This is a genomic window from Pseudomonas sp. LBUM1640, from assembly GCF_059716225.1.
Genome location: NZ_CP166816.1, coordinates 3,806,996 through 3,832,459, shown reverse-complemented (window position 1 = coordinate 3,832,459; position 25,464 = coordinate 3,806,996). Strand labels below are relative to the sequence as shown.

The 25,464-nt window shown below is 61.0% G+C and carries 21 protein-coding genes; 9 read left to right on the top strand and 12 right to left on the bottom strand.

Features of this window, described 5'->3' with window-relative positions:
• Window positions 1–22 precede the first annotated feature (22 nt).
• The 3 genes from ACA065_RS17010 to ACA065_RS17000 all read right to left on the bottom strand — a co-directional run bounded on the left by ACA065_RS17010 (window position 23) and on the right by ACA065_RS17000 (window position 5,094).
• Window positions 23–664 carry a DUF1345 domain-containing protein gene (locus ACA065_RS17010; protein ID WP_497690692.1) on the bottom strand — a complete coding sequence of 214 codons (642 nt, stop codon included), beginning with the start codon at window positions 662–664 and terminating at the stop codon, window positions 23–25.
• Window positions 665–828: 164 nt separating this feature from the next.
• Window positions 829–3,918, bottom strand: a complete 3,090-nt coding sequence (locus tag ACA065_RS17005; RefSeq protein ID WP_497690691.1) for a multidrug efflux RND transporter permease subunit — start codon at window positions 3,916–3,918, stop codon at window positions 829–831.
• An 18-nt stretch (window positions 3,919–3,936) separates the two neighbouring features.
• Complete coding sequence (locus ACA065_RS17000) at window positions 3,937–5,094, bottom strand: efflux RND transporter periplasmic adaptor subunit (RefSeq protein ID WP_497690690.1); 1,158 nt, start codon at window positions 5,092–5,094, stop codon at window positions 3,937–3,939.
• Between the two features lie 286 nt (window positions 5,095–5,380).
• Between ACA065_RS17000 and ACA065_RS16995 the strand changes: the two genes are divergently transcribed.
• Both ACA065_RS16995 and ACA065_RS16990 read left to right on the top strand, forming a co-directional pair.
• On the top strand, window positions 5,381–6,082 hold the full coding sequence (locus ACA065_RS16995; RefSeq protein ID WP_497690689.1) for a response regulator: 702 nt from the start codon (window positions 5,381–5,383) through the stop codon (window positions 6,080–6,082).
• Between the two features lie 3 nt (window positions 6,083–6,085).
• Window positions 6,086–7,387 (top strand): ATP-binding protein, encoded by a 1,302-nt coding sequence (locus tag ACA065_RS16990; protein WP_497690688.1) that lies wholly within the window; start codon window positions 6,086–6,088, stop codon window positions 7,385–7,387.
• Here the strand turns inward: ACA065_RS16990 and ACA065_RS16985 are convergent, their stop codons facing one another.
• From ACA065_RS16985 to ACA065_RS16975, 3 genes are all read right to left on the bottom strand, one after another.
• Window positions 7,388–8,062 (bottom strand): anti-sigma factor, encoded by a 675-nt coding sequence (locus ACA065_RS16985; RefSeq protein ID WP_497690687.1) that lies wholly within the window; start codon window positions 8,060–8,062, stop codon window positions 7,388–7,390.
• Window positions 8,059–8,577: a sigma-70 family RNA polymerase sigma factor gene (locus ACA065_RS16980; protein WP_497695364.1), complete on the bottom strand. Its 519-nt coding sequence runs from the start codon at window positions 8,575–8,577 to the stop codon at window positions 8,059–8,061. The genes ACA065_RS16985 and ACA065_RS16980 overlap by 4 nt, the downstream gene beginning before the upstream one ends.
• Window positions 8,578–8,673: 96 nt before the next feature.
• Window positions 8,674–9,195, bottom strand: a complete 522-nt coding sequence (locus tag ACA065_RS16975; protein ID WP_497690686.1) for a DUF3455 domain-containing protein — start codon at window positions 9,193–9,195, stop codon at window positions 8,674–8,676.
• A gap of 139 nt (window positions 9,196–9,334) precedes the next feature.
• Here ACA065_RS16975 and ACA065_RS16970 point away from each other — a divergent pair, with 139 nt between their 5' ends.
• Window positions 9,335–10,105, top strand: coding sequence for a class I SAM-dependent methyltransferase (locus ACA065_RS16970; protein WP_497690685.1), 771 nt, complete (start codon window positions 9,335–9,337; stop codon window positions 10,103–10,105).
• 91 nt (window positions 10,106–10,196) lie between these two features.
• Window positions 10,197–10,982, top strand: coding sequence for a sulfite exporter TauE/SafE family protein (locus tag ACA065_RS16965; RefSeq protein ID WP_497690684.1), 786 nt, complete (start codon window positions 10,197–10,199; stop codon window positions 10,980–10,982).
• A gap of 1,230 nt (window positions 10,983–12,212) precedes the next feature.
• On the opposite strand, the gene ACA065_RS16960 is transcribed toward ACA065_RS16965, so the two are convergent.
• Window positions 12,213–13,451: an acyl-CoA dehydrogenase family protein gene (locus ACA065_RS16960; protein ID WP_497690683.1), complete on the bottom strand. Its 1,239-nt coding sequence runs from the start codon at window positions 13,449–13,451 to the stop codon at window positions 12,213–12,215.
• Window positions 13,452–13,718: 267 nt separating this feature from the next.
• Between ACA065_RS16960 and sfnG the strand changes: the two genes are divergently transcribed.
• Entirely contained in the window at window positions 13,719–14,804 is a 1,086-nt protein-coding gene (gene sfnG, locus ACA065_RS16955) for a dimethylsulfone monooxygenase SfnG (RefSeq protein ID WP_497690682.1), read from the top strand.
• A gap of 4 nt (window positions 14,805–14,808) precedes the next feature.
• On the opposite strand, the gene ACA065_RS16950 is transcribed toward sfnG, so the two are convergent.
• A complete protein-coding gene (locus ACA065_RS16950) occupies window positions 14,809–15,903 on the bottom strand; it encodes a peptidase C39 family protein (protein WP_497690681.1) in 1,095 nt (364 codons plus the stop codon).
• 94 nt (window positions 15,904–15,997) lie between these two features.
• On the opposite strand from ACA065_RS16950, the gene ACA065_RS16945 reads away from it, so the two are divergent.
• Together ACA065_RS16945 and ACA065_RS16940 are read left to right on the top strand one after the other, a co-directional pair.
• The gene (locus tag ACA065_RS16945) at window positions 15,998–17,584 is read left to right on the top strand and encodes a RimK family ATP-grasp domain-containing protein (RefSeq protein ID WP_497690680.1); all 1,587 of its coding nucleotides are present in this window, start codon (window positions 15,998–16,000) and stop codon (window positions 17,582–17,584) included.
• Window positions 17,585–17,590: 6 nt separating this feature from the next.
• The gene (locus ACA065_RS16940; RefSeq protein WP_497690679.1) at window positions 17,591–18,529 is read left to right on the top strand and encodes a magnesium transporter CorA family protein; all 939 of its coding nucleotides are present in this window, start codon (window positions 17,591–17,593) and stop codon (window positions 18,527–18,529) included.
• Window positions 18,530–19,567: 1,038 nt separating this feature from the next.
• On the opposite strand, the gene map is transcribed toward ACA065_RS16940, so the two are convergent.
• Both map and ACA065_RS16930 read right to left on the bottom strand, forming a co-directional pair.
• Window positions 19,568–20,329: a type I methionyl aminopeptidase gene (gene map / locus ACA065_RS16935; RefSeq protein WP_497690678.1), complete on the bottom strand. Its 762-nt coding sequence runs from the start codon at window positions 20,327–20,329 to the stop codon at window positions 19,568–19,570.
• Entirely contained in the window at window positions 20,329–20,529 is a 201-nt protein-coding gene (locus tag ACA065_RS16930) for a ParD-like family protein (RefSeq protein ID WP_003190946.1), read from the bottom strand. The genes map and ACA065_RS16930 overlap by 1 nt, the downstream gene beginning before the upstream one ends.
• A 278-nt stretch (window positions 20,530–20,807) precedes the next feature.
• On the opposite strand from ACA065_RS16930, the gene ilvA reads away from it, so the two are divergent.
• On the top strand, window positions 20,808–21,830 hold the full coding sequence (gene ilvA, locus ACA065_RS16925; RefSeq protein WP_497690677.1) for a threonine ammonia-lyase, biosynthetic: 1,023 nt from the start codon (window positions 20,808–20,810) through the stop codon (window positions 21,828–21,830).
• Window positions 21,831–22,078: 248 nt separating this feature from the next.
• A complete protein-coding gene (locus tag ACA065_RS16920) occupies window positions 22,079–22,363 on the top strand; it encodes a DUF1652 domain-containing protein (protein ID WP_497690676.1) in 285 nt (94 codons plus the stop codon).
• 84 nt (window positions 22,364–22,447) lie between these two features.
• On the opposite strand, the gene ACA065_RS16915 is transcribed toward ACA065_RS16920, so the two are convergent.
• Complete coding sequence (locus tag ACA065_RS16915; protein ID WP_497690675.1) at window positions 22,448–22,717, bottom strand: DUF2790 domain-containing protein; 270 nt, start codon at window positions 22,715–22,717, stop codon at window positions 22,448–22,450.
• A 90-nt stretch (window positions 22,718–22,807) separates the two neighbouring features.
• Window positions 22,808–25,411, bottom strand: a complete 2,604-nt coding sequence (locus tag ACA065_RS16910) for an autotransporter family protein (RefSeq protein WP_497690674.1) — start codon at window positions 25,409–25,411, stop codon at window positions 22,808–22,810.
• Window positions 25,412–25,464 lie beyond the last annotated feature (53 nt).

The window sequence follows — 25,464 nt, the reverse complement described above, 5'->3', positions numbered from 1 at the left end:
GCATCAGATCAGCACGCTCGACCTAACTGAACAACCCTGCCGCAATATTGATCGAAAAACCCAAAATCGCCGTGTTGAACAGGAAACCGATCAACGACTGGCCAAGCACCACTTTGCGCATACTGCGCGTGGCCACGCCCACGTCCGCTGTTTGCACTGCCACGCCGATGGTGAACGAGAAGTACAGGAAGTCCCAATAGTTGGGGTTGCGCAAACCTTCGGCAAAGCGCAGCGCCGGCTCCTCGCCTTCCCAGGTGTAAAAAAGCCGCGCGTAATGCACGCTGAAAATCACCCCGGTCAGCAACCATGAGCCGACCACCGTCATGCCGGTAAAGCCGTAATGCAGCAGGCGTGCCGTGCTGTCCAGGTCCTTGCTGCCCACCAGGTTTACGGTGATGGTCGCCAGGCTGGCTATGGCCGCGATGCACACCATGAACAGCACCAGCCCGGCGTTTTCATCCTCGATCTCGGCGATGCGTTTTACGTCGTCGGCGCGGGCGCGGGTCGCCAGCCACATCATCAGCAGCAAGTAGGTCCAGACCCCGGCGTTCCAGCCGATGAGGATTTTGCTGATGAGGGTATCGGCCGGCGCCAGGATGCCGACGGCAAGGCCGAGGACGGCGGCGCAGGAGAGGCGGGGGTGGGTGCGGGCGAGGAAGGCCATGGGGGCTCACAACAGGGGAGGTTGTGAGCACGATAGCGCATTCTCCACAGGCTGACCTCTGCGGCGAGCGGGCTTGTTGTGGTGAGAGCGCTCGCCACCTGATGCCCGCCCGCCACAACGGGCCTGCATGCCACAACAGGCCCGCTAGCTGCACAGATCCGAGCTTAGCTCTTTTTGCGCACCAGCTTCATGACCACCACAAAGAACACCGGCACAAACACCACCGCCAGCGTTGCGGTGATCATTCCGCCGATCACCCCGGTGCCGATGGCCTGTTGGCTGGCCGAACTCGCGCCGGTGGCAATCGCCAACGGCACCACGCCGAGGATAAAGGCCAGCGACGTCATGATGATCGGCCGCAACCTGAGCCGCGCGGCTTTCAGGGTGGCGTCGATCAGGTCCTCGCCTTGCTCATACAGGTCCTTGGCAAACTCGATGATCAAGATCGCGTTCTTCGCCGACAAACCGATGATGGTGATCAAGCCGACCTTGAAGAATACATCGTTAGGCATGCCGCGCAAGCTCACCGCCAATACCGCGCCGAGCACACCGAGCGGCACCACCAGCAACACCGAGGTGGGGATCGACCAGCTTTCATACAGCGCCGCCAGGCACAGGAACACGATCAGCAGCGACAGGCCAAGCAGCAACGGCGCCTGGGAGCCGGACAAGCGTTCCTGCAGCGACAAACCGGTCCATTCCTGGCCCAGGCCCGCGGGCAGTTGGCTGACCAGGCGCTGGATTTCTGTCATCGCCTCACCCGTGCTATGCCCCGGTGCCGCTTCGCCGCTGATGGCGATGGCGGGGTAGCCGTTATAGCGGGTCAATTGCGCCGGGCCCTGGGTCCACTTGGCCTCGACAAACGCCGACAACGGCACCATTTTTCCGGCGGTGTTGCGCACGTTGATCTTCAGCAAGTCCGCGACCTGGCTGCGCTGGTCGCCTTCGGCCTGCACCACCACCCGCTGCATGCGGCCCTGGTTGGGGAAGTCGTTGATATACGCCGAGCCAATGGCCGAGGACAGCACATTGCCGACGTCTGCAAAAGACACCCCCAATGCATTGGCCTGCTTGCGGTCCACTTCCAGTTGCACTTGCGGCGCTTCGGCCAGGGCGCTTTCACGCACGTTGGCCAGGATCGGGCTTTTCGCGGCAGCCGCCAGCAACTCGGTACGCGCGGCCATCAAGGCCGCGTGGCCGACACCGCCACGGTCCTGCAAGCGGAACTCGAACCCACTGGAGGTGCCGAGGCCGTCCACCGGCGGCGGCAGGATCGCGTAGGCAATCGCGTCCTTGAGCTCGGTGAAGGCTGCGTTGGCGCGATCGGCAATCGATGCGGCAGAGTCATCGCTGCCGCGTTCCGACCAATCCTTCAACGTGGTAAACGCCAACGCTGCGTTCTGCCCCGAGCCGGAGAAGCTGAACCCCATGATCATGGTGGTATCACCCACGCCAGGCTCCCCAGCGTTATGTGCCTCGATCTGCTCGGCCACCTGCACCGTACGGTTTTTGCTCGCGCCCGGTGGCAGTTGGATATCGGTGATGGTGTAGCCCTGGTCTTCCACCGGCAGGAACGAGGAGGGCAGGCGGCTGAACATCCACCCCAGGCCTACCAGCAACACCAGATAAATCAGCAAATAACGGCCGCTGCGCTTGAGCGCATACGCCACCCAGCCTTCGTAGCGATCGGTGAGGCTTTCAAAGCGTTTGTTGAACCAACCGAAGAAACCGCCCTTGGCATGGTGCTCGCCCTTGGCAATCGGCTTGAGCAAGGTCGCGCACAGCGCCGGGGTCAAGGTCAGGGCGAGGAACGCCGAGAACAGGATCGAGGTGGCCATCGACAGCGAGAACTGTTGGTAAATCACCCCCACCGAACCCGGCATGAACGCCATCGGCAGGAATACCGCCACCAGCACCAAGGTAATGCCGACGATGGCCCCGGTGATCTGGCCCATGGCCTTGCGCGTGGCCTCCTTGGGCGACAGGCCTTCGGTGACCATGATGCGCTCGACGTTTTCCACCACCACAATCGCGTCGTCCACCAGGATACCGATGGCCAGCACCATGCCGAACATGGTCAGCACGTTGATCGAGAACCCCAGCAACAGCATGGTGGCAAAGGTGCCCATCAACGCAATCGGCACCACCAACGTCGGGATCAAGGTGTAGCGCACGTTTTGCAGGAACAGGTACATCACCGCAAATACCAGCGCCATGGCTTCCAGCAAGGTGTAGACCACCTTGGTGATCGAGACTTTGACGAACGGCGAGGTGTCGTACGGAATCTTGTATTCCACGTTGGCCGGGAAGTAGCGCGACAGCTCATCCATCTTCGCGCGCACCAGGGTCGCGGTGTTCAGCGCGTTGGCGCCCGGCGACAGCTGCACACTGACGGCGGTGGACGGCTTGCCGTTCAGGCGTGTGGAAAACTGATATTCCTGGCTGCCGATTTCTACCCGCGCCACATCGCCGATGCGCACAGTGGAACCGTCGGGGTTGGCCTTGAGCACGATGTCGGCGAACTCAGCCGGCGTCGACAATTGGCCCTTGACCAGGATTGCGGCGGTGATTTCCTGGGTTTTGGTGCCCGGCAAATCACCAATACTGCCCGCCGAGACCTGGGCGTTCTGCGCGCTGATGGCGGCGTTGACGTCGGCCGGCGTGAGGTTGAAGCCAATCAGTTTTTGCGGGTCGATCCAGACGCGCATGGCGCGCTCGGCGCCATACAACTGCGCCTTGCCCACGCCGTCGAGGCGCTTGAGCTCATTCATCACGTTGCGCGCCAGGTAATCACTGAGCGCGACGTCATCGAGCTTGCCGTCGTTGGACGTCAGGGTCACCAACAGCAGGAAACCGGCGGAGACTTTCTCCACCTGCAAACCTTGCTGGGTCACCGCTTGCGGCAGGCGCGGCTCTACCGCTTTCAGGCGGTTTTGCACATCGACCTGGGCCATTTCCGGGTCGGTGCCCGGTTGGAAGGTCGCGGTGATGGTGGCCGAACCCAGGCTGCTCTGGGATTCGAAATACAGCAGGTGATCGGCGCCGTTGAGCTCCTGCTCGATCAGGCTGACCACGCTTTCGTCCAGGGTCTGGGCCGAGGCGCCCGGGTACACCGCGTAGATTTCCACCTTCGGCGGCGCGACGTTGGGGTACTGGGCCACCGGCAACTGCGGGATGGCGAGCGCGCCGGCCAGCAGGATAAACAGGGCCACCACCCAGGCGAAGATCGGGCGGTCAATAAAGAACTGCGGCATTGTCAGGTATTCCTTTGCTTAGCGGACCGAGGCCTGGGCATTCGGCGCGGGGCTGTCGTCCACTTCGACCTTTTCGCCGGGGCGCGCGTGTTGCAGGCCTTCGACGATGATGCGGTCACCGGCTTTGAGGCCGCTGCTGACGATCCAACGATCCTCGATCACCGCGCCCAGCTCCACCGGCTGCAGGCGTACGGTCTGTTCGGCGTCCAACAACAGCACCATGGGGATGCCGGCGCTGTCACGGGTAATGGCGCGTTGCGGCACGCTGATGCCTTGTTTGTCCACGGCTTGTTCCAGGCGCACCCGCACAAAGCTGCCGGGCAACAGGTCGAGGTCCGGGTTGGGGAACTCGCTGCGCAGGACGATTTGCCCGGTGCCCGGGTCGACGCTGATTTCGGCAAACAGCAATTTGCCCGGCAGCGGGTACAGGCTGCCGTCGTCCTCGATCAACGTGGCCTTGGCCTGGTCCTGGCCGACTTGCTTCAAGCTGCCGGCACGGAAGGCGCGGCGCAGGTCGTTGAGCTCACGGGTGGACTGGGTCAGGTCGGCGTGGATCGGGTCCAGTTGCTGGATGATCGCCAGCGGCGTGGCTTCGTTCTGCCCGACCAGCGCGCCCTCGGTGACCAGTGCACGGCCGATACGCCCGGAAATCGGCGCCGTCACGGTGGCGTAGCCCAGGTTGAGTTTGGCGCGTTCGACGGCGGCCTTGTTGGCGGCGACTTCGGCGTTGGTCTGGCGCACGGCGGCGCGGGCGTTGTCGTAGTCCTGGCCGCTGATGGCGTTGCCTTCGACCAACTGGCTGTAACGCTGCTCTTGCAGGCGCGCCTGGAAGGCGTTGGCCTCAGCCTTGCGCAGGTTGGCCTGGGCGCTGTCGAGGTCGGCTTTAAAGGGCGCGGGGTCAATGCGAAACAGCACGTCGCCCTGTTTCACGTCATGGCCTTCCTTGAACACGCGGTGCATCACCACGCCGGCCACCCGTGCGCGCACTTCGGCAATGCGTGGCGCGGCAATGCGCCCACTCAGCTCACTGGTGATGGACAAAGGCTTGGCCTCAAGGGTCTCGATGCGGACCTTGGCCAGGGGCGTTTCCGGCGCTTCGTCCGTCGACTGGCCGCACGCGCTCAGGGCGAGCGTCAGGGCCAGCAGGCAAAACGGCGCAAACAGATTCTTCGACATGCTCATATCCCAATAGTGACTGGCGCATCCTAAAGACACCTGCGCCGTGGTGCTGTGAAGCTGTGTAGCTCGTCTGTGAAGAAATGTAAGGTGCGACCCATAGTTCGCTGAGGGCGTATATCCTTGCACAATCCTGCAAACAGCAAAGATCAAATGTGGGAGGGGGCTTGCTCCCGATGGCGGTGGATCAGCCAATAAATGGGTCGACTTAACCACCGCCATCGGGAACAGCCCCCTCCCACAGTGGTTTTGTGTACGACCGCTAACAGTATTATTTGGAAACACCATGCCCAACATCCTTCTGGTGGAAGACGACGCCGCACTCTCCGAGCTGATTGCCAGCTACCTGGAGCGCAATGGCTACCACGTCAGCGTACTCAGCCGTGGCGACCACGTGCGCGAACGCGCGCGCCTCAACCCACCGGACCTGGTGATTCTCGACCTGATGCTGCCCGGCCTCGACGGCCTGCAGGTGTGCCGCCTTTTGCGCGCCGACTCGGCGGGCCTGCCGATCCTGATGCTCACCGCGCGCGACGACAGCCACGACCAGGTGCTGGGCCTGGAAATGGGCGCCGACGACTATGTAACCAAACCCTGCGAGCCGCGCGTGCTGCTGGCCCGTGTGCGTACCCTGTTGCGCCGCAGCAGCCTGTCCGAACCCCAGGCGGCCAACGACCAGATCATCATGGGCAACCTGTGCATCGACCTGTCGGAGCGCACCGTGACTTGGCGTGAGCAGGCGGTGGAGCTGTCCAGCGGCGAATACAACCTGCTGGTGGTGTTGGCCCGGCACGCCGGTGAAGTGCTCAGCCGCGACCAGATCCTGCAACGCCTGCGCGGTATCGAGTTCAACGGCACCGACCGTTCGGTGGACGTGGCCATCTCCAAGCTGCGTCGCAAGTTCGATGACCACGCCGGAGAGGCGCGCAAGATCAAGACCGTGTGGGGCAAGGGCTACCTGTTCAGCCGTTCCGAGTGGGAATGCTGATCCATGTTTCGTGTCCTCCTGCGCCTCTACCTGATCACCATCGTCACCTACAGTGCGGCGATTTACCTGATCCCCAAGTTGGTGATTCAGGTGTTCGAACACCGCTACATGAACTACAACGTCGAGCAGAGTCGCGGCCTGCAAACACTCATCGTCAAGCAGTACCTGCGCGCACCGGTTGAGCGTTGGTCGCAGGTCACCGACCAACTGCGCCAAGACTTCGCGCCGCTCCAGGTTCACCTGCTGCTGCGCCAGGACGCCAGCTACACCCCTGCAGAAGAGCAGCTGCTGGAACAAGGCAAACCGGTAATTCGCCTGGGCGAGTGGGGCTGGATGGAAGAGGTCAGCTCGCCGATCAACCAGCAGTATGCGGTCAAGCTGACCATCCCGCCCGACCCGCTGGACATGAACCTGTTGTACTGGTCAATGAACGTGCTGATCGGCGCCGCGCTGCTGGCCTGCCTGCTGTTCTGGCTGCGCCCGCACTGGCGTGACCTGGAACGCCTGAAAAACACCGCCGCCCAGCTGGGCAGGGGCAACCTGACCGAGCGCACGCGTATTCCCGCCAGTTCCAACATCGGCAGCCTGGCGTCGGTGTTCGACACCATGGCCGACGATATCGAACGCCTGCTCAACCAGCAGCGCGACCTGCTTAACGCGGTGTCCCATGAACTGCGCACGCCGCTGACGCGCCTGGATTTCGGCCTGGCCCTGGCATTGTCCGAAGACTTGCCGCCGGCCAGCCGCGAACGCCTGCAAAGCCTGGTGGCGCACATTCGTGAGCTGGATGAGTTGGTGCTGGAGCTGCTCTCCTACAGCCGCCTGCAAAACCCGGCGCAACTGCCGGAGCGGGTTGACGTGGTACTCGATGAGTTCATCGACAGTGTGCTGGGCAGCGTCGACGATGAGCTGGAAAACCCCGAGATTGTCATCGACGTGGCGCTCGACTGCGCCGTGGAGCGCTTCAGCCTCGACCCACGCCTCACCGCGCGCGCGCTGCAAAACCTGCTGCGCAATGCCACGCGCTACTGCGACAGGCGCATCCAGGTGGGCGTCAAGGTGTGTGCCAACGGCTGTGAAATCTGGGTGGATGACGATGGCATCGGCATTCCCGTGGACCAGCGTGAGCGGATTTTCGAACCCTTCTATCGCCTCGACCGCAGCCGCGACCGCGCCACCGGCGGCTTCGGCCTCGGCTTGGCGATCAGCCGCCGCGCGATGGAAGCCCAGGGCGGCAGCTTGACGGCGCAGGCTTCGCCGCTGGGCGGCGCGCGGTTTCGGCTGTGGTTGCCCAGCGTCGCCTGATCAGAGCACCTTGACGGCACGGCCGATCGCCTGGATCGGCCCCGTCGGCTTGCCGGTCGGCGAGCCACGCGGGTCTTCCAGGGTCAGTTCGAACAATTGGTTTGGCGCCAGTGGCGGGAGTTTGTCCAGCGGCACCGACAACGTCTGCCCCGGCTTGACCAACCCCAGCGACACGGGGCCTTGCCACCCATCCGCTTTGGTCCAGAATTGCAGCGCCTTGTCGGCAGGCACCTCCATCACGCCCAATGGAATCAGCTGGATCTGCTGGGTGTTGCTGGCCTGGATAACCCAACCTGGCGCCTGGCTTTGGGGCGCCACCAGCACCACCACAAAGGTTGGCTCAGCGGTGGGTGGGCGGGTCAACAGCAGCGCGGCCAGTAGCACCGTTGTCAGCAGACCGGCACCGGCCAAACCGCGCCAGAGCGCCAGCAGGTTCCACCACGACACGCGGGTGTCGGGGCTTGCTGTGGTGCGTTCGATACGCCGCCACAGCTGGGCGGAAGGTGGCACCGGCTCGGCCAATGCCGTCAGCGGCAACAGGCGCTGCTCCCAGGCATCCACCGCTGCGCGTAACGCGCTGTCGTGTTGTAGGCGTTGTTCGACCTCGGCGCGCTGTTCAGAGGGCAGGGTGCCCAGCACGTATTCGCCGGCCAGTTCATCAAGTGGGTTACTCATGCCATGCACTCCCGCAGCGCGGCGAGGCTACGTTTGATCCAGGCTTTGACGGTCCCCAGCGGAGTGTCCAGTTTCTGTGCGATTTCGCTGTGGGAATAGCCGTCGACATAGGCATGCAGGATGCAGCGGCGACGGGCCGGGTCGAGCTGTTCCAGGCAGTGGTGAATCTGCCCGGACCGTGCGGTGAATTCAACGCTGTCATCGGTGGCTGCAATGGCCTCATGTTCTTCGCTCAACGCCACCTCGCGGTAATGATTGCGCACCCAATTCAGCGCCAGATGCCGAGTCACGCTGAACACCCAGCCCCGCGCCGAGCCACGGCTGGGGTCGAAACTGCCGGCGCCACGCCAGATCTTGATAAACGCTTCATGCACGATATCTTCGGCCAGGGCTTTGTCACGCGCGATGCGCAGGGCCACGCCGAGCAGGCGGCTGCTCTCTTGCTCATAGAGTTGGCGCAGGGCGCGTTGATCGCCCCGGGCGCAGGCCTGCAAACAGGCGTCGTAATCAAACAGGGTTTCAGGTAAGGGCACGGTTTTACGCCGCAAGAACAAGACCAATACCCCGACCCAGAGGCCGGGGCGCTATCGCAGCAGCGTAGCTGAGTTTGCTCAGTTGGCCGCCCAAAAGATGTAGTCGGCCTGGTACTTCACCACTTCCTGCTTGCCCTTGTTCGCGACGGTGCACGCAGTGCTCGGTGCCACGCCGCCTTTAAGGGCGACGCGCTGGACGTAGCTGACGCCAGTCATCGCACCTTTGCCTTCGGCCGGGTTGGCCTTGACCAACTGATAGGGCAGGTTGCCCGCACTCGACGGCGCCACGGCCAATTGAGTGCCGGTGATTTTCGAACCGTCATTGGCCTGCCAGGTGGCAGGCGGGCCGAAATAGGTGCCCACGGGTTTGCCGCTGCGGTCATTCAGCACAGCCTTGGGGCCGACGAAGGTCCATTCGGTCTGGCCGGCGGCGTTAGCTTTGTCGCGGCATTCGTAGGTGATTTCGCCGACGCCGGTAGTCTCCAGCGCCACTTTGTGCCCGTCCGGCACCTTGATGCTGTCGGGCAAACCGGTCTGGGCAAAGGCAGTGGGTGCAGCGGCCAGCAGAACAGCCAGGCAGAGCAGTGTTTTAGCGTGCATGGGGGTTTCTCCATTTCAGTAAAACAGCGGGGTAACTGCAGGTACTACCCACGGCGCGCACGATTGGATGCAGTGATTAGAAAATAAACCCACGAGGGCGCACACTGTGCCCCCCGCACTACCCGAGGAGAGATTGGCAATGACCGGTGTTCACACGTCTGCTCAACAGGGTTTCTCTACCCAGGCCGTCACTTACGCCCAAGGCCGGCCCGACTATCCACGGCAACTCACCGGCTGGCTGACCGAGGCACTGCACGTCAACGCGCAATCGACGGTGATCGACCTGGGTGCCGGCACCGGTAAGTTCACCCGTTTACTCAGCACCCTGGCGCCCGCGTTGATCGCCGTCGAGCCGGTGCAGGCGATGGGCGCGCAGCTGAATAAACTCCTGCCGCAGGTGCGCCTGGTGGAGGGCACCGCCGAATCCATGCCGCTGGCAACCGCTGTCGCGGATGCGCTGGTGTGTGCCCAGGCCTTCCATTGGTTCTCCACCGAGGCGGCGCTGGCGGAAATCCACCGTGTACTCAAGCCCGATGGGCGCTTGGGGCTGGTGTGGAATGTGCGCGATGAGTCAGTGGATTGGGTCGCCGCGATTACCGAGATCATCACGCCGTATGAGGGCGACACGCCGCGCTTTCACACAGGCCGTTGGCGAGAAGCCTTCACCGGCGAGTATTTTTGCGCGCCGCAAATGACCTGCTTTCCCTATCAGCATGTCGGCAGCCCGCAGGAGGTGATCATGGATCGCTTTCTGTCGGTGAGCTTTATTGCGGCGCTGCCCGCTGCAGAAAAAGCCACCGTGACTGCGCAGTTGCAGGCGCTGATCGACAGCCATCCCGCTTTGCAGGGGCGCGACACCGTGGCGTTCCCTTATCAGACACAGGCTTATGTGTGTCAGCGCCTGCCATAAAAGGCATAAAGTCAGATCATATTGATATAAGTCGTTATAAGAAAAATCGCTATCCTGCGGCCAGAAATTTATAAGGCCGCGGGTAGCTGTAATGGATGTGGGGAATATTGGTTTTGTAGTGGCGGGCCTGATTGTTGGTTTTATCGTGGGCATGACCGGTGTCGGTGGGGGTTCCTTGATGACGCCGATCCTGCTTTGGTTCGGCATCAACCCGGCCACCGCTGTGGGCACCGACCTGTTGTATGCGGCCATCACCAAGTCGGGTGGTGTGCTGGTACACAGCAAGAACAAGAACATCGACTGGACCATCACCGGCTGGCTGACCTTGGGCAGTGTGCCTGCGGTGCTGCTGACCTTGTGGTTTCTGGCCAGCCTGCATACTGACCCCAGCGCCATGAATGCGGTGATCAAGCAGGCGCTCGGCGTTGTGTTGCTGCTGACGGCGTTGGCGATTCTGTTCAAGAAAAGCCTGTTGGCGTTTGCCCAGCGTCATGCCGGTGATGACTACCACATGAGCCCGCGTAATTTGAACGCGCTGACGGTGGTGACGGGGGCGATCCTCGGCACTATGGTTGCGCTCACGTCGATTGGCGCGGGTGCGCTGGGGACGGTGGCGCTGTTTATTTTGTATCCGTTTCTGGCTACGCGGCGGTTGGTCGGGACTGAGATTGCCCACGCCGTACCGCTGACGCTGGTGGCGGGGCTGGGGCATGCCAGCATGGGGAACATGGACTGGCATTTGTTGGGTTTTTTGCTGATGGGGTCGTTGCCTGGGATTTACTTCGGCAGCCATATGACCGGCAAGGTTCCTGATGGTGTGTTGCGGCCGTGTTTGGCGGTTATGTTGATGGCCATTGGGTATAAGTTGGCGTTTTGATGAGTACATATCCGTTGCTGCGGTAACGGCTTCGTATGGTTCCGCTCTTACAGCGGGTCACTTTTGTAAAGACACAAAAGTAACCAAAAAGTCTTTGCCCCACCACTCGGTGCCTCGCCTAGGCTCGGCATGCCCGCACTCCGGCTTGAATCCGTGGGCCGCCGCGATGGGCCATCCTTGGCCCAGCGCGGCTAACCCGGCGTCCTGCCGGGTTACCCACGGATTCAAGCCTGCGTTCGGCCATCGTGGTTAACGGGGCCTGTCAGATCAAGATCAAAATCTACAGCACGGCGGCCTAGTAGCCGACCTGAGTGGTTGAAGCAAAAGCAGGGCAAAAGCAGAGCAAGAACAGATCAGAAACAGAGCTGCTTTTCTGTGGGAGCTGGCTTGCCTGCGATGCAGACACCTCGGTAGATCAGTGAGACACAGTTGATGCCATCGCAGGCAAGCCAGCTCCCACATTTGACCGAGTACACACATCTACCTGGTGTACTGAGCTCAAAATGTGGGAGCACGGCGGCCTAGTAGCCGACCTGAGTGGTTGAAGCAAAAGCAGGGCAACAGCACAGCAAAAACAGATCAGAAGCAGAGCTGCTTTTGTGTGGGAGCTGGCTTGCCTGCGATGCAGACACCTCGGTACATCAGTAAGACACAGTTGATGCCTTCGCAGGCAAGCCAGCTCCCACCTTTGACCGAGTACACACATCTACCTGATGTACTGAGCTCCAAATGTGGGAGCGGGCTTGCTCGCGAATGCGGTGGGCCATTCACCAGGTGCATCAACTGACACACCGCCATCGGGAGCAAGCCCCCTCCACAGTTAACCGAGTTCAGCTTCCAAGAACAGGTCGGCTGCCAGGCCGCCTTGGCTGTGCTTTTGATTCAACCACTCAGGTCGGCTACTAGGCCGCCGTGCTGTAGATCTTGATCTTGATTTTGATCTTAGGCGCCCCGTTAAACCACGCTGGCCGAACGCAGGCTTTGGAGCGGGGGTAAACCGGCAGGACGCCGGTTTAGCCGCGCTGGGCCAAGGATGGCCCATCGCGGCGGCCCCCGCTCCAAAGCCTGCGTGAGGGCACACCGAGCCGGAGGCGAGGTGCCGAGTGGTGGGGCAAGAGCGTTTTGGTTACTTTGCCGCTTTTGCAAAGTGACCCGCCGTAAGGGCGGAACCAATACCAGCCGTGACCGCAGCAACGGATATGTACTCATTCTTAGTCGATAAACCTAAACCTAACCCTTCCCCGGCCCATTCCCGATCTGCCACACAAACGGCGGCTCTGCCCCATTAATCACCCAATCCCCCACAATCCGCGCCTTATAGATCACCGGATTATGCGAAGACACCGTGCGCGCATTCCGCCAGTGACGATCAAGCGCCTTGCCCTGACGCACATCCGACGCCCCCAGCGCATTGAACAACTCACTGGTAGCCCGCTGGATCAACGCCGACACCACCACCTGCGCCGTCGCCGAGTCAATCTCGGCCGCCACATTCGCGGCATGCTCGGCGGCATCATCCCCACCAAACCGCGCCAGGTAAGCCTCTTGCGCCGGCACTGCGGCCTTCAGCGCACTGGCCTCGGCGGCATACACCAGGGCCGCCACTTCACCGACGACTTGTTGAACCTGCGCATCCTGGCTGACATGCGCGGCATTGCCATGGCTGTAAATACGCTTGCGGTTGCGCACCTGGTGCGCCACGTCGCTGAGCGCTGCACGACCAATCCCGGCCAGGCTGGCCAGCAGTACGAGCTGGTAAAAAGCGGTCTGGTATTTGAACCGGGTGGCAAAGTCGATCACGTTTTCCGCTTCCACCACAGCATCGGTAAAGCGCGTTGTACCGCTGCCCGTGGTGCGCTGGCCGAAGCCGTCCCAATCATCGCTTTGCACCACGCCAGGCTGGCGCGTGCGGGTGGCCGCGATCACATCGCCACCGGTGTCGCTGCGCTGCGCGTACACGTCGATCCAGTCGGAGAAAAGGCTGCCGGTGCTGTAGAACTTTTCGCCGTTGAGCTTCCACCTGTCGCCATCGGGGCTGACCTGGGTGACCACATCGCCGATGGCCACGTTGCCGATCTCAGTCCAGGCGCAGCCGACGATATCGCCGTCGACAAAGCGCTTGAACCACAGCTCACGGCCGGCGCTCGGTGGCGCATTCAGGCGGTCTTCGGCAAACGCGAAATGCCCACGCAAGGCCTGCGGCACATTCGAGTCGGCGGCCGCCAGTTCAATCAGCAACTCGAACAGCTGCGGCAACGACGCGCCACCGCCGCCGTATTCCACCGGCACCCGTACCGCGCCGAAGCCGGCCTGCTTGAGCCATTGGATCGGTTCATAGGGCAGGGCGCGCGTCTGTTCGCGCGCGACCGCGCCTTCGGCGATGCGCTGGAAGATCGGCCGAAAGCGTGCGGCCAGCGTGGGGTAGTCGACGCCGGTAGACAGCGGGTTGATGACGTGTTGTTCGGTCATGGGGACGGCTCCTTGGCAGTGATCAATCGTTAGCCGATTGCACAGTCCGTGCCGGGCGCCAGCCCCCATGTTTACGGGAGATGGGGCTGAACAACTGTTGCTCCGGCAACAACGAATCGACAAAGCGGCGCGATTCACGACATTCACGCCAACGCCGTTGAGCGTCGCTTTGCAGGCTGCAACGCCTGTGGGCCGGGCCTTTGCCGGTGGCTGGCACGCTTGCTGCTCAAGCCTTGGGAAACATCCCTGTGTGCGAGGTACTGCCAGATGAGTCAGCAAGCCGTGAAATTTGCCTATTGGGTGCCCAACGTCAGCGGTGGGCTGGTGGTCAGCAAGATCGAGCAACGCACCGATTGGGGCATCGACTACAACCGCAAGCTGGCGCAATTGGCCGAAGCGGCCGGCTTTGAATACGGCCTGACACAAATTCGCTTCACCGCCGGCTACGGCGCGGAAAACCAGCATGAATCCGTGGCCTTCAGCCATGCGCTGCTGGCGGCGACCACCACGCTCAAGGTGATCGCGGCGATCCTGCCCGGCCCGTGGCAGCCGGCGCTGGCGGCCAAGCAACTGGCAACCATCGACCAACTCACCAATGGCCGTATCGCGGTGAATATCGTCAGCGGCTGGTTCAAGGGCGAGTTCCAGGCCATCGGCGAACACTGGCTGGAGCACGATGAGCGTTATCGGCGTTCCGAGGAGTTTATCCGTGCGCTGAAAGGCATCTGGACCCAGGACGATTTCACCTTCAAAGGCGACTTCTACCGTTTCAATAACTACACACTCAAGCCCAAGCCACTGGGCCAGCCGGAAGTGTTCCAGGGCGGCAGTTCGCGGGCGGCGCGGGACATGGCTGCGCGCGTGTCGGACTGGTACTTCACCAACGGCAACACGCCGGAAGGCATCAAGGCCCAGGTCGATGACATTCGCGCCAAGGCCGCTGCGAATAACCATTCGGTCAAAGTCGGCGTGAACGCCTTTGTGATCGCCCGCGACACCGAGGAAGAAGCCCGCGCGGTGCTCGCCGAGATTATCGACAAGGCTGACCCTGAGGCCGTGAATGCCTTTGGTGACGCGGCCAAACAGGCCGGCAAGGCCTCACCGGAAGGCGAGGGTAATTGGGCCAAGTCCAGTTTTGAAGACCTGGTGCAGTACAACGACGGCTTCAAGACCAACCTGATCGGCACCCCGCAGCAGATTGCCGAGCGCATCGTTGCGCTCAAGGCCGTGGGCGTGGACCTGGTGCTGGCGGGCTTCCTGCACTTCCAGGAGGAAGTCTATTACTTCGGCAAACGTGTGTTGCCGCTGGTGCGCGAGCTGGAAGCCAAGGCCGGGATCAAGCAGGTGGCATAAGCCTTTACCGAGTGAAGACCACCACCGCCGCACGCAGTTTGTTGTTGCCAAACCGGCACATTCGTTCGAACTCCGTGTGGCTGACCGGCAGATGCTGGCAGTCCAGGGGCTGGCGATGCTGGCTGTGGTCAACATCCGGGTCGTGCAGGTAGACGAAGTCGTCGTCGCAATCGGTAACCATCACCCAGTGCGGCGATTTGGAGCGGGTCAGCCGGTAGCTGCTGATCAACACCAGCGGCTGCCCGCCGGCCTGCAACACCTGCGGTAAATCCAGTGCGCCGCCGAGCAGCTGCTCGACGTCGCTGCCGGCCAGTTCTTCCTCAAACGCTTCGTGCACCAGGCGCATGACGTCCTTTTTATGCTGATCGCGCACGCCATCCAGAAACAGCGGCCCGCGCACATTCACCTGCATGCGCACGCGAAAGCCCCGGCGCCAGGCCGCCAGCGCCAAGCCTTGCGGGCTGCAGCCGCCGTGGCCGGCGGTCATGAACACGGTGGTCGCTTCACGCCAGATTTGCAGCTCTTCGCGCCGCCCGGCCACACGGCCCGGCACCAGCGCACCCATTGCCATCAGCAGGCACGCAGCGCCGCAGGTGAAGTCGGTGGTCTGCTGGTAATACGGCACGCTTTGCGGGCGCGCATCCTGATGCTGGACGATGCGTTTTTCCAGGCGCAGCGCCGGGGCGTGGTCTTCGTAGTAGTCGTTGATCAGCGCAAAGCGCCGGTAGCCATTGCGCTCATACAGGGCGAGGGCGCCGGGGTTGTCGGCGCGCACTTCCAGGCGCAGGTAGGCGCAATCATGCGCCACGGCGCAGGCCTCGATGCGTGCCAGCAGCTGTTTGCCCAGGCCCATGCCGCGTGCGTGCTCGGCGATGGCAATGGAATACAGGCGTGCCAGCGAGGTGCCGCGATGGAACAACACCAAGGCGTAACCCAGTAACGACGCGTCTTTTTCGGCGACCAGCAGCTGGCCATGGGCGCGGCTGATCATCCACTGAAAACTGCGCGGCGAGAGCCGGTCGGTGGTGAAACAGTGCTGTTCCAGTGCCACCAATTCGGGCACGTCAGCGGGGGTTGCAACGCGAAAGGAAAGAGCCATATGACCGCCGTAAAAGTTGCGTAACGAAACGGGACTTCTCTAAAAGATCGTGCTTAATAGAAAAGGTCGAGTTCTCTAAAGCGGATCAAATATTATGTCGGCGGTACAAAGTCATTGGCGTGAAGTATCCGAGCAAACCGTCACGGCGACAATAACTTCCAACGGTTATTTTTCTCCACCCCTCAAAGGTTCCAGTCAAGTCGTGATCATTGTCGAACGCAAGGAAGATTGGGCCTCCTACTTCCCCAGCGAAGACATCGTCACCGCCCAGGAGTACCTCGAGCAAACCCGCGAGAACGAGACGGGCAAGCGTGTGCAGGTGATCAACCTGTGCCGCAGCTACAAGTACCTGGGGCATGGCTACTACTGTTCGCTGCTGGCCGAGGCACGTGGGCACAAAGTGATTCCGTCGGTGCGCACCATCAGCGAACTGACCAAGAAGTCGTTGTATGGCCTGTCGTTGGATGACCTGGATAAAACCCTCGATAAAGCCTTGAGTCATCACCTCTACAGCAATACCGAAGGCTTTACCCTGACACTTTATTTTGGCCGGACCAATATAGAGCCGCTGCAGGAGTTGGCCCGTCAGTTGTTTGAAACCTTCCCATGCCCGATTCTGTTAGTTGAGTTTCGCAAGAATAACGGCTGGCACATCGAAGGGGTTAAATCCGGCGTATTGCACAAGTTGCGTGACGACCAGGAAGACCAGTTCGCCCACGCCCTGGACAACTTCAGCCGCAAGATCTGGCGCCAGCCGCGCTCACGCCGCTTGGCGCGTTACGACCTGGCCATCCTGCACGATCCCCAAGAGCAACTGCCGCCGTCGAATGCCAAGGCCCTGGAAAATTTCGTACGGGTTGGCAAGGGCCTGGGCATTGATGTGGAACTGATCGAACGCAAGGACTACTCGCGCCTCGCCGAGTACGATGCCTTGCTGATCCGCGAGACCACCAGTGTTGACAACCACACCTACCGTTTCGCCAAAAAGGCTGAAAGTGAAGGCTTGGTGGTGATGGACGACCCGGCGTCGATCCTGCGTTGTACCAACAAGGTTTACCTCACCGACTTGCTCAACAGCCATCAACTGGGCATGCCCGCCACCGAAATTCTGTACAAGGAACGACCGGAAGATTTCGAGCGGGTCGGCGAACGCCTGGGCTTCCCGCTGGTACTGAAGATTCCCGACGGCTGTTTCTCCCGCGGTGTGATCAAGGTGGAAAGCCAGGAGGCCTTGCTCAAGGCCACCGCCGAGTTGTTCGAACATTCGGTGCTGTTGCTGGCCCAGGAATTCTTCTACACCGAGTACGACTGGCGCATCGGCGTACTCAATCGCAAGCCGATCTTTGCCTGCCAGTACTTCATGTCCAAGGGCCATTGGCAGATCTACAACCACAAGGCCATCGGCCAGGACATCAACGGTGAATGCCGCACGCTGGCGGTCCACGAAGCGCCCAAGGCGGTGGTGGAGCTGGCGGTGAAGACCGCCAACCTGATCGGCGACGGGCTCTACGGCGTCGACCTCAAGCAGTCCGGTGACAAGGTGGTGGTGATCGAAGTAAACGACAACCCCAACATGGACGCCGGCATCGAAGACGCCTACTTGCAAGACGACCTGTATGCGCTGGTGCTGGAGGAGTTTGTGCGGCGCCTGGAGTTGAAGCGCCAGGGCCAGGTGTGGTGACGCGCGATGATCCAGCGCTTTGAATTGACCGGTGGCAAGCTGCACAGTGGCGAGGGCGACGATGCCCCGATCATGTTGTTCAATAACCCCGACCTTGCCGAGCGTGAGTGGCTGCGTGACCACCACAAATTGGATGAACATGCGCTGGCCTCGGCGCTCGACCCGGATGAAGTGTCGCGCATCGAATTTCACCCAGACAACCTGTTCCTGATCTGGAAACGTCCGGAGAACTATTCCGGCGGTGGCAACCTGGTGTTTGAGGTGTCGTCCTGCGGGCTGTTGTTTTCGCCGGACCGCTTGCTGGTGATTGCCACTGATGAAACCCCGCTGTCGGGGCTCGGCGCACGCCGGCCGCTGCACACGCCGCTGGATGTGTTGCTTGATCTGTTGCTCAATAACATTCATCACTACTTGGGCCACCTCAAGGTGATCAAGCTGGTGGCGCGGGAGTTGCAACAGCAGTTCAACGCGTCGATGAGCAATCATCACCTGATGCAGATGTTCAGCCTCAGCGAGAGTTTGATCTATTACATCAATGCGCTGCACAGCAACGGCGCGGTGCTGTCGCGGTTGCGTAACCATGCTGAAAAGGAGCATTTCAGTGCTGAAATTCTGGGGCTGATTGATGACCTGATTATCGAAAACCACCAGTGCTACAAGCAGGCGGAGATTTATTCGAATGTGTTTTCCGGGTTGATCGATGCGCGTGGGAATTTGATGAACAACAGCATGAATAATCTGTTGCGTAAGTTGACGCTGATTAACGTGGTGTTTTTGCCGCTTAACTTGATTGCCAGTGTGGGGGGGATGTCGGAGTTCAGCATGATGACGGCGGGGACGCCTTGGTGGGTGTCGTATCCGCTGTTTCTGCTGGCGATGGGGATGGGAGCGGGATTGATGGTGTTGGGGTTGAAGCGGATAGCGGGTGGGGCGAGTGTGGTGTGAGGTGATGTGATGTGAGTACATATCCGTTGCTGCGGTAACGGCTTCGTATGGTTCCGCTCTTACAGCGGGTCACTTTTGGCAAACGCCCCAAAAGTAACCAAAAGGTCTTTGCCCCACCACTCGGTGCCTCGCCTAGGCTCGGCATGCCCGCACTCCGGCCCGTTTCCGCGGGTCGCCGCGATGGGCCATCCCTGGCCCAGCGCGGCTAAACCGGCATCCCTGCCGGTTTACCCGCTCCACCGTGCCTACGTGCGGCCATCGTGGTTAACGGGGCCTGTCAGATCAAGATCAAGATCAAGATCAAGATCAAAATCAAAAGCAAGAGCACGGCGGCCTAGTAGCCGACCTGAGTGGTTGAAGCAAAAGCAGGGCAAAAACAGATCAAAAGCAGAGCTGCTTTTGTGTGGGAGCTGGCTTGCCTGCGATGCAGACACCTCGGTACATCAGTAAGACACAGTCGATGCCTTCGCAGCGGTTCGGCGGTCCGACAAGCCAGCTCCCACCTTTGACCGAGTACACACACATCTACCTGATGTACTGAGCTCAAAATGTGGGAGCGGGCTTGCTCGCGAATGCGGTGGGCCAGTTACAAATAAACTGACTGACACACCTCCATCGGGAGCAAGCCCCTCCCACAATTCAACCGAGTTCAGCTTCCAAGAACAGGTCGGCTGCCAGGCCGCCTTGGCTTTGCTTTTGATTCAACCACTCAGGTCGGCTACTAGGCCGCCGTGCTGTAGATCTTGATCTTGATTTTGATCTTAGGCGCCCCGTCAACCACGCTGGCCGAACGCAGGCTTTGGAGCGGGGGTAAACCGGCAGGACGCCGGTTTAGCCGCGCTGGGCCAAGGATGGCCCATCGCGGCGGCCCCCGCTCCAAAGCCGGAGTGAGGGCACACCGAGCCTAGGCGAGGTGCCGAGTGGTGGGGCAAGAGCCTTTTGGTTACTTTTGGGCTCTTTTCAAAAGTGACCCGCCGTAAGGGCGGAACCATACGAAGCCGTTACCGCAAAAATGGATATGCCCCCAGCAGCACCAGCCTACACATCGACATTCCTCTGCAAGGTAAGCACCTCAAACCCGTCCGCCGTCACCGCCACGGTATGCTCCCACTGCGCCGACAAACTGTTGTCCTTGGTCACCACCGTCCAGCCATCCTTCAGGCTGCGCACCTTGGCGCTGCCTTGGTTGAGCATCGGCTCAATGGTAAACACCATGCCTTCACGCAGTTCCAGCCCGGTGCCGGGGCGGCCGAAGTGCAGGATTTGCGGCTCTTCATGCATCTGGCGGCCGATACCGTGGCCGCAATACTCGCGCACCACGCTGTAGCCGTTGGCTTGCGCATGGCTCTGGATCGCATGGCCGATATCACCCAGGCGCGCGCCGGGTCGGACCTGGCGAATACCGGCCCACATCGCCTCAAAGGTCTTTTCCACCAGGCGCTGCGCTTTGGGCGTCACGCTGCCGATCATGTACATCTTGCTGGAGTCGGCAATAAAACCGCCTTTTTCCAGGGTGATGTCGATATTGATGATGTCGCCGTCCTTGAGCACTTCCTTGGCGCTGGGCATGCCATGGCACACCACCTCGTTGATCGAAGTGTTGATGCAGAAGGGGTAGTCGTATTGCCCAAGGCTAGCCGGGCGGGCGTTCAGGTCGTTACGGATGAAGGCTTCGACGGCGGCGTCCAGGTCCAGCGTAGAACGGCCGGCGGCGACGAACCCGTCGAGCATGTTGAACACCTGGGCCAGCAGGCGTCCGGCTTCGCGCATCACGGCCAATTGTGCGGCAGTCTTGATCATCAGCTGCGCCCCCGGATCAGGTCGGGCTTGTCCAGCAACAGCTTGTTGATCAGCTCGTTGTAGGGCAGGTGCGGGTTGAGTTCGGCAAGCAGGCCGATTTTGATCCAGAACTCGGCCTGGGCGTTGATGGAGCGATCCATGGCGGCGCTGGCCAGGCGGAGCTGTTCGTGCAGTTGGTCGGTGATCTTGACGATGCCCATAAGGTTCACTGTGCTGGGTGGATATACAAAGCGTATACGTTTCGTATATCAATCGTAAACCCCCATCGGCTAATCGGTGGGCTGGCCATTGACTTGCCCGTCCAGCGCCGGTTAATTTTGTGGCATGACATTTCAAGCCTTCCGCACTCAGCCAAGCATTATTACCGCCACTCCTCATTTGGCGGGATAGCGCACGGCTGCTGTACCCAAACCCGCCCTAGAGGCGGGTTTTGTTTTTCCGTCTCCAGCGCCTTTTGCAAAAACGCCAGGAGACACCCATGAGCCGCTGCACCGTTTCCCACACCGCCGACCCAGGGCTACTTGAGCACTACGTGAAAAAGATCCTCGCCGCACCGGTCTATGACCTGGCGTTGCGCACGCCCTTGCAGGCGGCACCGGCGTTATCGGCGCTGCTGGGCAACCAGGTGCTGCTCAAGCGCGAAGACCTGCAACCCACGTTCTCCTTCAAGGTTCGCGGCGCCTACAACAAGCTGGTGCAGCTAACGGCTGAGCAAAAGGCCCGCGGTGTGGTGACCGCGTCGGCGGGTAACCATGCGCAAGGCGTGGCCCTGGCGGCGCGGGAGTTGGGGATTAAGGCGCGGATTGTCATGCCGTGCAGCACGCCGCAGTTGAAGGTGCTGGGCGTACGTTCGCGGGGTGCCGAGGCAGTGTTGCACGGCGAGAGTTTTCCCTTCGCTCTGGCGCATGCATTGCAATTGGCCCAGGCCTCGGGTTGCACCTTCGTCTCGCCGTTTGACGACCCGGACGTGATCGCCGGCCAAGGCACCGTGGCGATGGAAATTCTGCGCCAGCAACAGGGCCCGCTGGACGCGATCTTTGTACCGGTGGGCGGCGGTGGGTTGATCGCCGGGGTCGCCGCCTATGTCAAATACCTGCGGCCCGAGGTGCGCATCGTCGGTGTCGAGCCCGAAGGTTCCAGCTGCCTGTTGGCAGCCCTGCGCGCGGGCGAGCGGGTGGTGCTGCCCAGTGTCGACGGGTTCGCTGATGGCACCGCCGTGGCGCAGATCGGCGCTTATGGGTTTGAAATCTGCCGTGACTGGGTTGATGAGGTCATCACCGTCAGCAACGATGCGCTGTGCAGCGCCATCAAGCTGATCTACGACGACACGCGCTCGATCACCGAGCCTTCAGGCGCGCTGGCGGTGGCGGGCATTCGTCACTATGTCGCTGAACACGGCGTGCGTAATCAAACGCTGGTGGCGATCAACTCGGGTGCCAATATCAACTTCGATAGTTTGCGACATGTTGCTGAAAGAGTTGCCGCACAGGGCACCGTTTAACGCAGGGCGCTAAGTTAAACGTTTAATCGGCGCAGTTCGGCGACGATTTAAACAGCATAAACAGCTCATGGCTGAAGTTATATACCTTGGGAGGTTGCTTATGAGGAAAGGTTACAACGAGACCTGTATTTGCCGAGTAGGCTGAGGAAGGTAAGCGTCTTCCAAGGTTGGTAAGACGTGGCAGGCAGACGCCTGCCGGACACACAATCATTCATCTGTTGGCAGTCTCATAAAAGGAGAGGTTAGCCATGCTTTCGGAATTAGAACTTCGCAGCATCATAGAAGGAAGTTTCCTGCCCAAACGGTGCGAATGCACCAAAGCTGAAGACGCTTCGTTGACGATCAAGGTGTATGACGACCGGGACCGCGACCGAGTGGATTTGGAAGTCAAAGGTATAAACGCTGACAAACTCGACAGCAGTCGAGCCATTTGCAACCTGATCGCCGGGTTGCGCGAAGACCTCAAGCACAACCAATCACCCGCTTTGCAAAGACCGCCTCTGCAAAGAGTGGGCGGGCGCGGCTATTACTAGCTGATGGTTTGAGGTTGAATTACAAAAGAACTGCGGGCCTGGTAAACGCCAGGCCCAGGACGGTTGTGTTGCCAGTGCCAGGGCTCAATTCTGGAAATCACAGGCTTCGGACATTTTCCGATAGCCCACGTCTTCGATCTTGCCGGCTTTATCTACGAACTTGATATCCGCATTAATGACTTTACAGTCGTTGGTGGGGGTTTCGTTCATTGCAATCACCTTGTCGATGTTCAAGGGCATGCCGTACTTATAAGGCACGGGTTTGGCTGAGGTTGCTTGAGTGTCCGCCTGGGCCAGGCCCGAGACGGCGGCCAACGCCATTACGCCGCCAACCATTAAAGTGCGCAGTTTCATGCTAGTGCTCCGTGAGTGGGTACAGGTTCACTCTCGGTGCGCGGGATTAACCATCGATTAATTTTGCCGTGGCTGACAAAACCTTCATCTTTACCAACTCATGCGTACACCGGCGTTGCCGCTAACGCCCTCCAATGCGTTGCCATCCAGGTGGGTGTTGTAGTCCGCCGCGAGATAAACGCTCACCGTCGCCGATAACCTCGCCACCACGCCCACACCCAGGTCGGCCGTGGAGGCCTTGTGCGCGGTTTTGATGCGGTCCACGTTATCGTAGGTCACCGTGTCGCTGCCACCGAACGTGCGCCAGGCATTGGCCCGCACATACGGTTCAATCGGCGTGTTGTTCAGCAGGTAACGGCCCTTGAGGCGTGCGCCCAGGCGGCCGGTCCAGTAGTCCTGGGCGTCGAAGGAGATTTTGGCAATGCCATCGTCCTGGTTATCCAGGTTGATGGTCTGGCGGATCACCTGTACCTGCGGCTCCACCACCCAATGTTCGGAAACCGTGATCGGGTAGCCCGCTTCGGCCGACAAGGCCAGGGCATGGCCTTTGGTGTCCATGTTTATACCGCGAGCGGATTTATTGTTGCCATCCAGACGCGTGCCCATGGCCACCAGGTCAACGTACCAGCCGGTGGGATCGGTGAGGGTCCAGTAGGCGCCGACGTTGTCGCCGTCAAGTTTGACCCGACCTGCGCGATTGTCCTGGAAGCCCATTGAGAAGCCTTTCACGTCACCCTGCAGACGGCTTTGGCCAATAAACAGCCCAAAGCGTTGTGTTTGCCCGCCGCTGGTTTCGGCGGCGTAGAGGTCGTGGCCCACTTGGTAGCCTTTGACGGTGCCGTCAAAACTGGGCGACACGCTGCCTGACCAGCTTTTGTTGAAGTCACTGCCATACGCACGGCCCCAACCGGCCGGCACTGCACCGGTTTCGGTCAGCAGGCTTTGCTCACCCTGGCGGTCATGAAAGGTGCCAAGCGCTTGCAAGGTCATCAGTTGCGCGGCGGGCACGATGACCGAATACACCGGCACCTCAAGGCGATATAACGGAATCGGCTCGGCCCCGGCAATCGCGGCCGGCAGCACCGGGTTGCTCGCGGCGGATTCCGGCGACGTGGCGGCGGCGACCTGGCTCGGCGGCGGGGCAGGCGGCTCTATCGGTGCCACGGGTTGCGCGGTCGGCGGTTCCACCGGCGGCTCGTCCGGCGTGACCACCGGTGGCGTCGCTGGAATTGGCGGCACCGGCACTACCACTGGCGGTGTCGGCGGCACAGGCGGGACAGCGGGCGCCTGTATAGCGACCACGGACGAACGCAAGTACCAGTTATTTTCCGTCCCCGCCGTCACCCCACCCTTGAATAACAGGTACTCATAGGCCCCGGCAGACACCGAGCCCTTCAAGGCAAACGCATCGGTGCTGCTGACGGCGCCGTTAAGGGCCTGCACCACCTCAATCCCGTTGTTCTGGGTGAAGCCACCGACGCCACCCAGGTTGCTCACGGCCAATTGTGTATGGCCACTGAGGGTGCCGTCGGCCACCACCAGTTTGTCAGTGGCTGAGGAGTCATCACCCAGTACCGTTTGCAGCCACAGCTGCCCGTTGTTACCCACGTAATTGCCGCGCACGGTCAGTGTGTCGGTGGCGCTGTTGCTGGCGGTCGTCATGTCGACAACGCCAGCATTGTTCAGCGTGGCCAACTGGCCTGCGGTATAGGCGCGGATGCTGCCTTGGGTCACGGCCAGCGCGCTGCTGGCGTCGATGTTGAACGTGCCGGTAGTGCTCGCACTGTCACCCAGGAAGAAGTCCCCGGAAAGCTCAAAGCGTGAGCGGTTGTTGAGGTTGACGGTCTCCCAGCCGATGTAGCGCGAAGCGGTGCTGGAGGTCGTCGCGTCGAAGGTCAGTTGATCGTTGCCCAACCCGCCATCGAGGGACGGCGTGGCGGCCAACTGGCTTTCGCTGAGGCCACGCAACAGCGCGGTATCGTTACCATCGCCCATCAACACGGCGGATTTGATCTGGCCACCGCCCAGCCAATTGAAGGTGTCATTGCCGAAGCTGGCGCGGATCTCGCCGTTGATCACGCCGCCACTGACGCTGATGCTGTCGTCGCCGCCACTGACGCTGATATTGCCGCCAATCGTGCCGCCGGAGACGATGATCGTATCGGTGCCGAAGCCCGTCACCAGGTTGCCGAGGATCGAACCACCGGACATGTCATAGAGGTTGTTGTCGAGTTTCATGTCGACGCGGCCGATGGTGCCCCCGGTCTGGCGTGCCACATCGCCGTCCTCGAATGCGCCGACGAGGGTGCCGCCGGTCATCAGGAAGGTGTCGCGGCCATCACCCTGGGCCAGCGACTGGATCCGCCCGCCGCTCATGCTGAAGTCATCAATGCCGTTGCCCTGTTGCACGGCGCCGCTGATAAGGCCTGAATCGATTTGCACCACATCCGCGCCGGCGCCGAAGGTCACGTTGCCATTGATGGTGCCAGTACCGCCTGTAGGCAGGACCAGGCGGTTATTGCCCAGCAAGTCAGTGAGGCCGGTGCTGCTGGCGCTGTCGCAGACAAAGCTGTCGTCGCCCGGGCCGGGCGTCAGTGCGCAGGCAGCGTGCGCATAAGGTGGGTGCAGGTAGTGCAGTGAAAGGATGCCGGCAGCTAATACGGCGTGATAGCCAACTGACCGTTCTTTAAGCATGGTGAGGCCCTGCTTGCAGTGTCAAAAACTGTACGATTGGTTGTGTTTAGTAC

Coding starts and splice junctions, on each gene's coding strand:
- ACA065_RS16965 (WP_497690684.1), top strand. CDS start 10,197: ATGGATGTGGGGAATATTGGTTTTGTAGTGGCGGGCCTGATTGTTGGT.
- ACA065_RS16945 (WP_497690680.1), top strand. CDS start 15,998: ATGTCGGCGGTACAAAGTCATTGGCGTGAAGTATCCGAGCAAACCGTC.
- ilvA (WP_497690677.1), top strand. CDS start 20,808: ATGAGCCGCTGCACCGTTTCCCACACCGCCGACCCAGGGCTACTTGAG.
- ACA065_RS16975 (WP_497690686.1), bottom strand. CDS start 9,195: ATGCACGCTAAAACACTGCTCTGCCTGGCTGTTCTGCTGGCCGCTGCA.
- ACA065_RS16960 (WP_497690683.1), bottom strand. CDS start 13,451: ATGACCGAACAACACGTCATCAACCCGCTGTCTACCGGCGTCGACTAC.
- ACA065_RS16985 (WP_497690687.1), bottom strand. CDS start 8,062: ATGAGTAACCCACTTGATGAACTGGCCGGCGAATACGTGCTGGGCACC.
- ACA065_RS16995 (WP_497690689.1), top strand. CDS start 5,381: ATGCCCAACATCCTTCTGGTGGAAGACGACGCCGCACTCTCCGAGCTG.
- ACA065_RS16970 (WP_497690685.1), top strand. CDS start 9,335: ATGACCGGTGTTCACACGTCTGCTCAACAGGGTTTCTCTACCCAGGCC.
- ACA065_RS17010 (WP_497690692.1), bottom strand. CDS start 664: ATGGCCTTCCTCGCCCGCACCCACCCCCGCCTCTCCTGCGCCGCCGTC.
- map (WP_497690678.1), bottom strand. CDS start 20,329: ATGATCAAGACTGCCGCACAATTGGCCGTGATGCGCGAAGCCGGACGC.
- ACA065_RS16930 (WP_003190946.1), bottom strand. CDS start 20,529: ATGGGCATCGTCAAGATCACCGACCAACTGCACGAACAGCTCCGCCTG.
- ACA065_RS16990 (WP_497690688.1), top strand. CDS start 6,086: ATGTTTCGTGTCCTCCTGCGCCTCTACCTGATCACCATCGTCACCTAC.
- ACA065_RS16940 (WP_497690679.1), top strand. CDS start 17,591: ATGATCCAGCGCTTTGAATTGACCGGTGGCAAGCTGCACAGTGGCGAG.
- ACA065_RS17005 (WP_497690691.1), bottom strand. CDS start 3,918: ATGCCGCAGTTCTTTATTGACCGCCCGATCTTCGCCTGGGTGGTGGCC.
- ACA065_RS17000 (WP_497690690.1), bottom strand. CDS start 5,094: ATGTCGAAGAATCTGTTTGCGCCGTTTTGCCTGCTGGCCCTGACGCTC.
- ACA065_RS16920 (WP_497690676.1), top strand. CDS start 22,079: ATGCTTTCGGAATTAGAACTTCGCAGCATCATAGAAGGAAGTTTCCTG.
- ACA065_RS16915 (WP_497690675.1), bottom strand. CDS start 22,717: ATGAAACTGCGCACTTTAATGGTTGGCGGCGTAATGGCGTTGGCCGCC.
- ACA065_RS16910 (WP_497690674.1), bottom strand. CDS start 25,411: ATGCTTAAAGAACGGTCAGTTGGCTATCACGCCGTATTAGCTGCCGGC.
- ACA065_RS16950 (WP_497690681.1), bottom strand. CDS start 15,903: ATGGCTCTTTCCTTTCGCGTTGCAACCCCCGCTGACGTGCCCGAATTG.
- sfnG (WP_497690682.1), top strand. CDS start 13,719: ATGAGTCAGCAAGCCGTGAAATTTGCCTATTGGGTGCCCAACGTCAGC.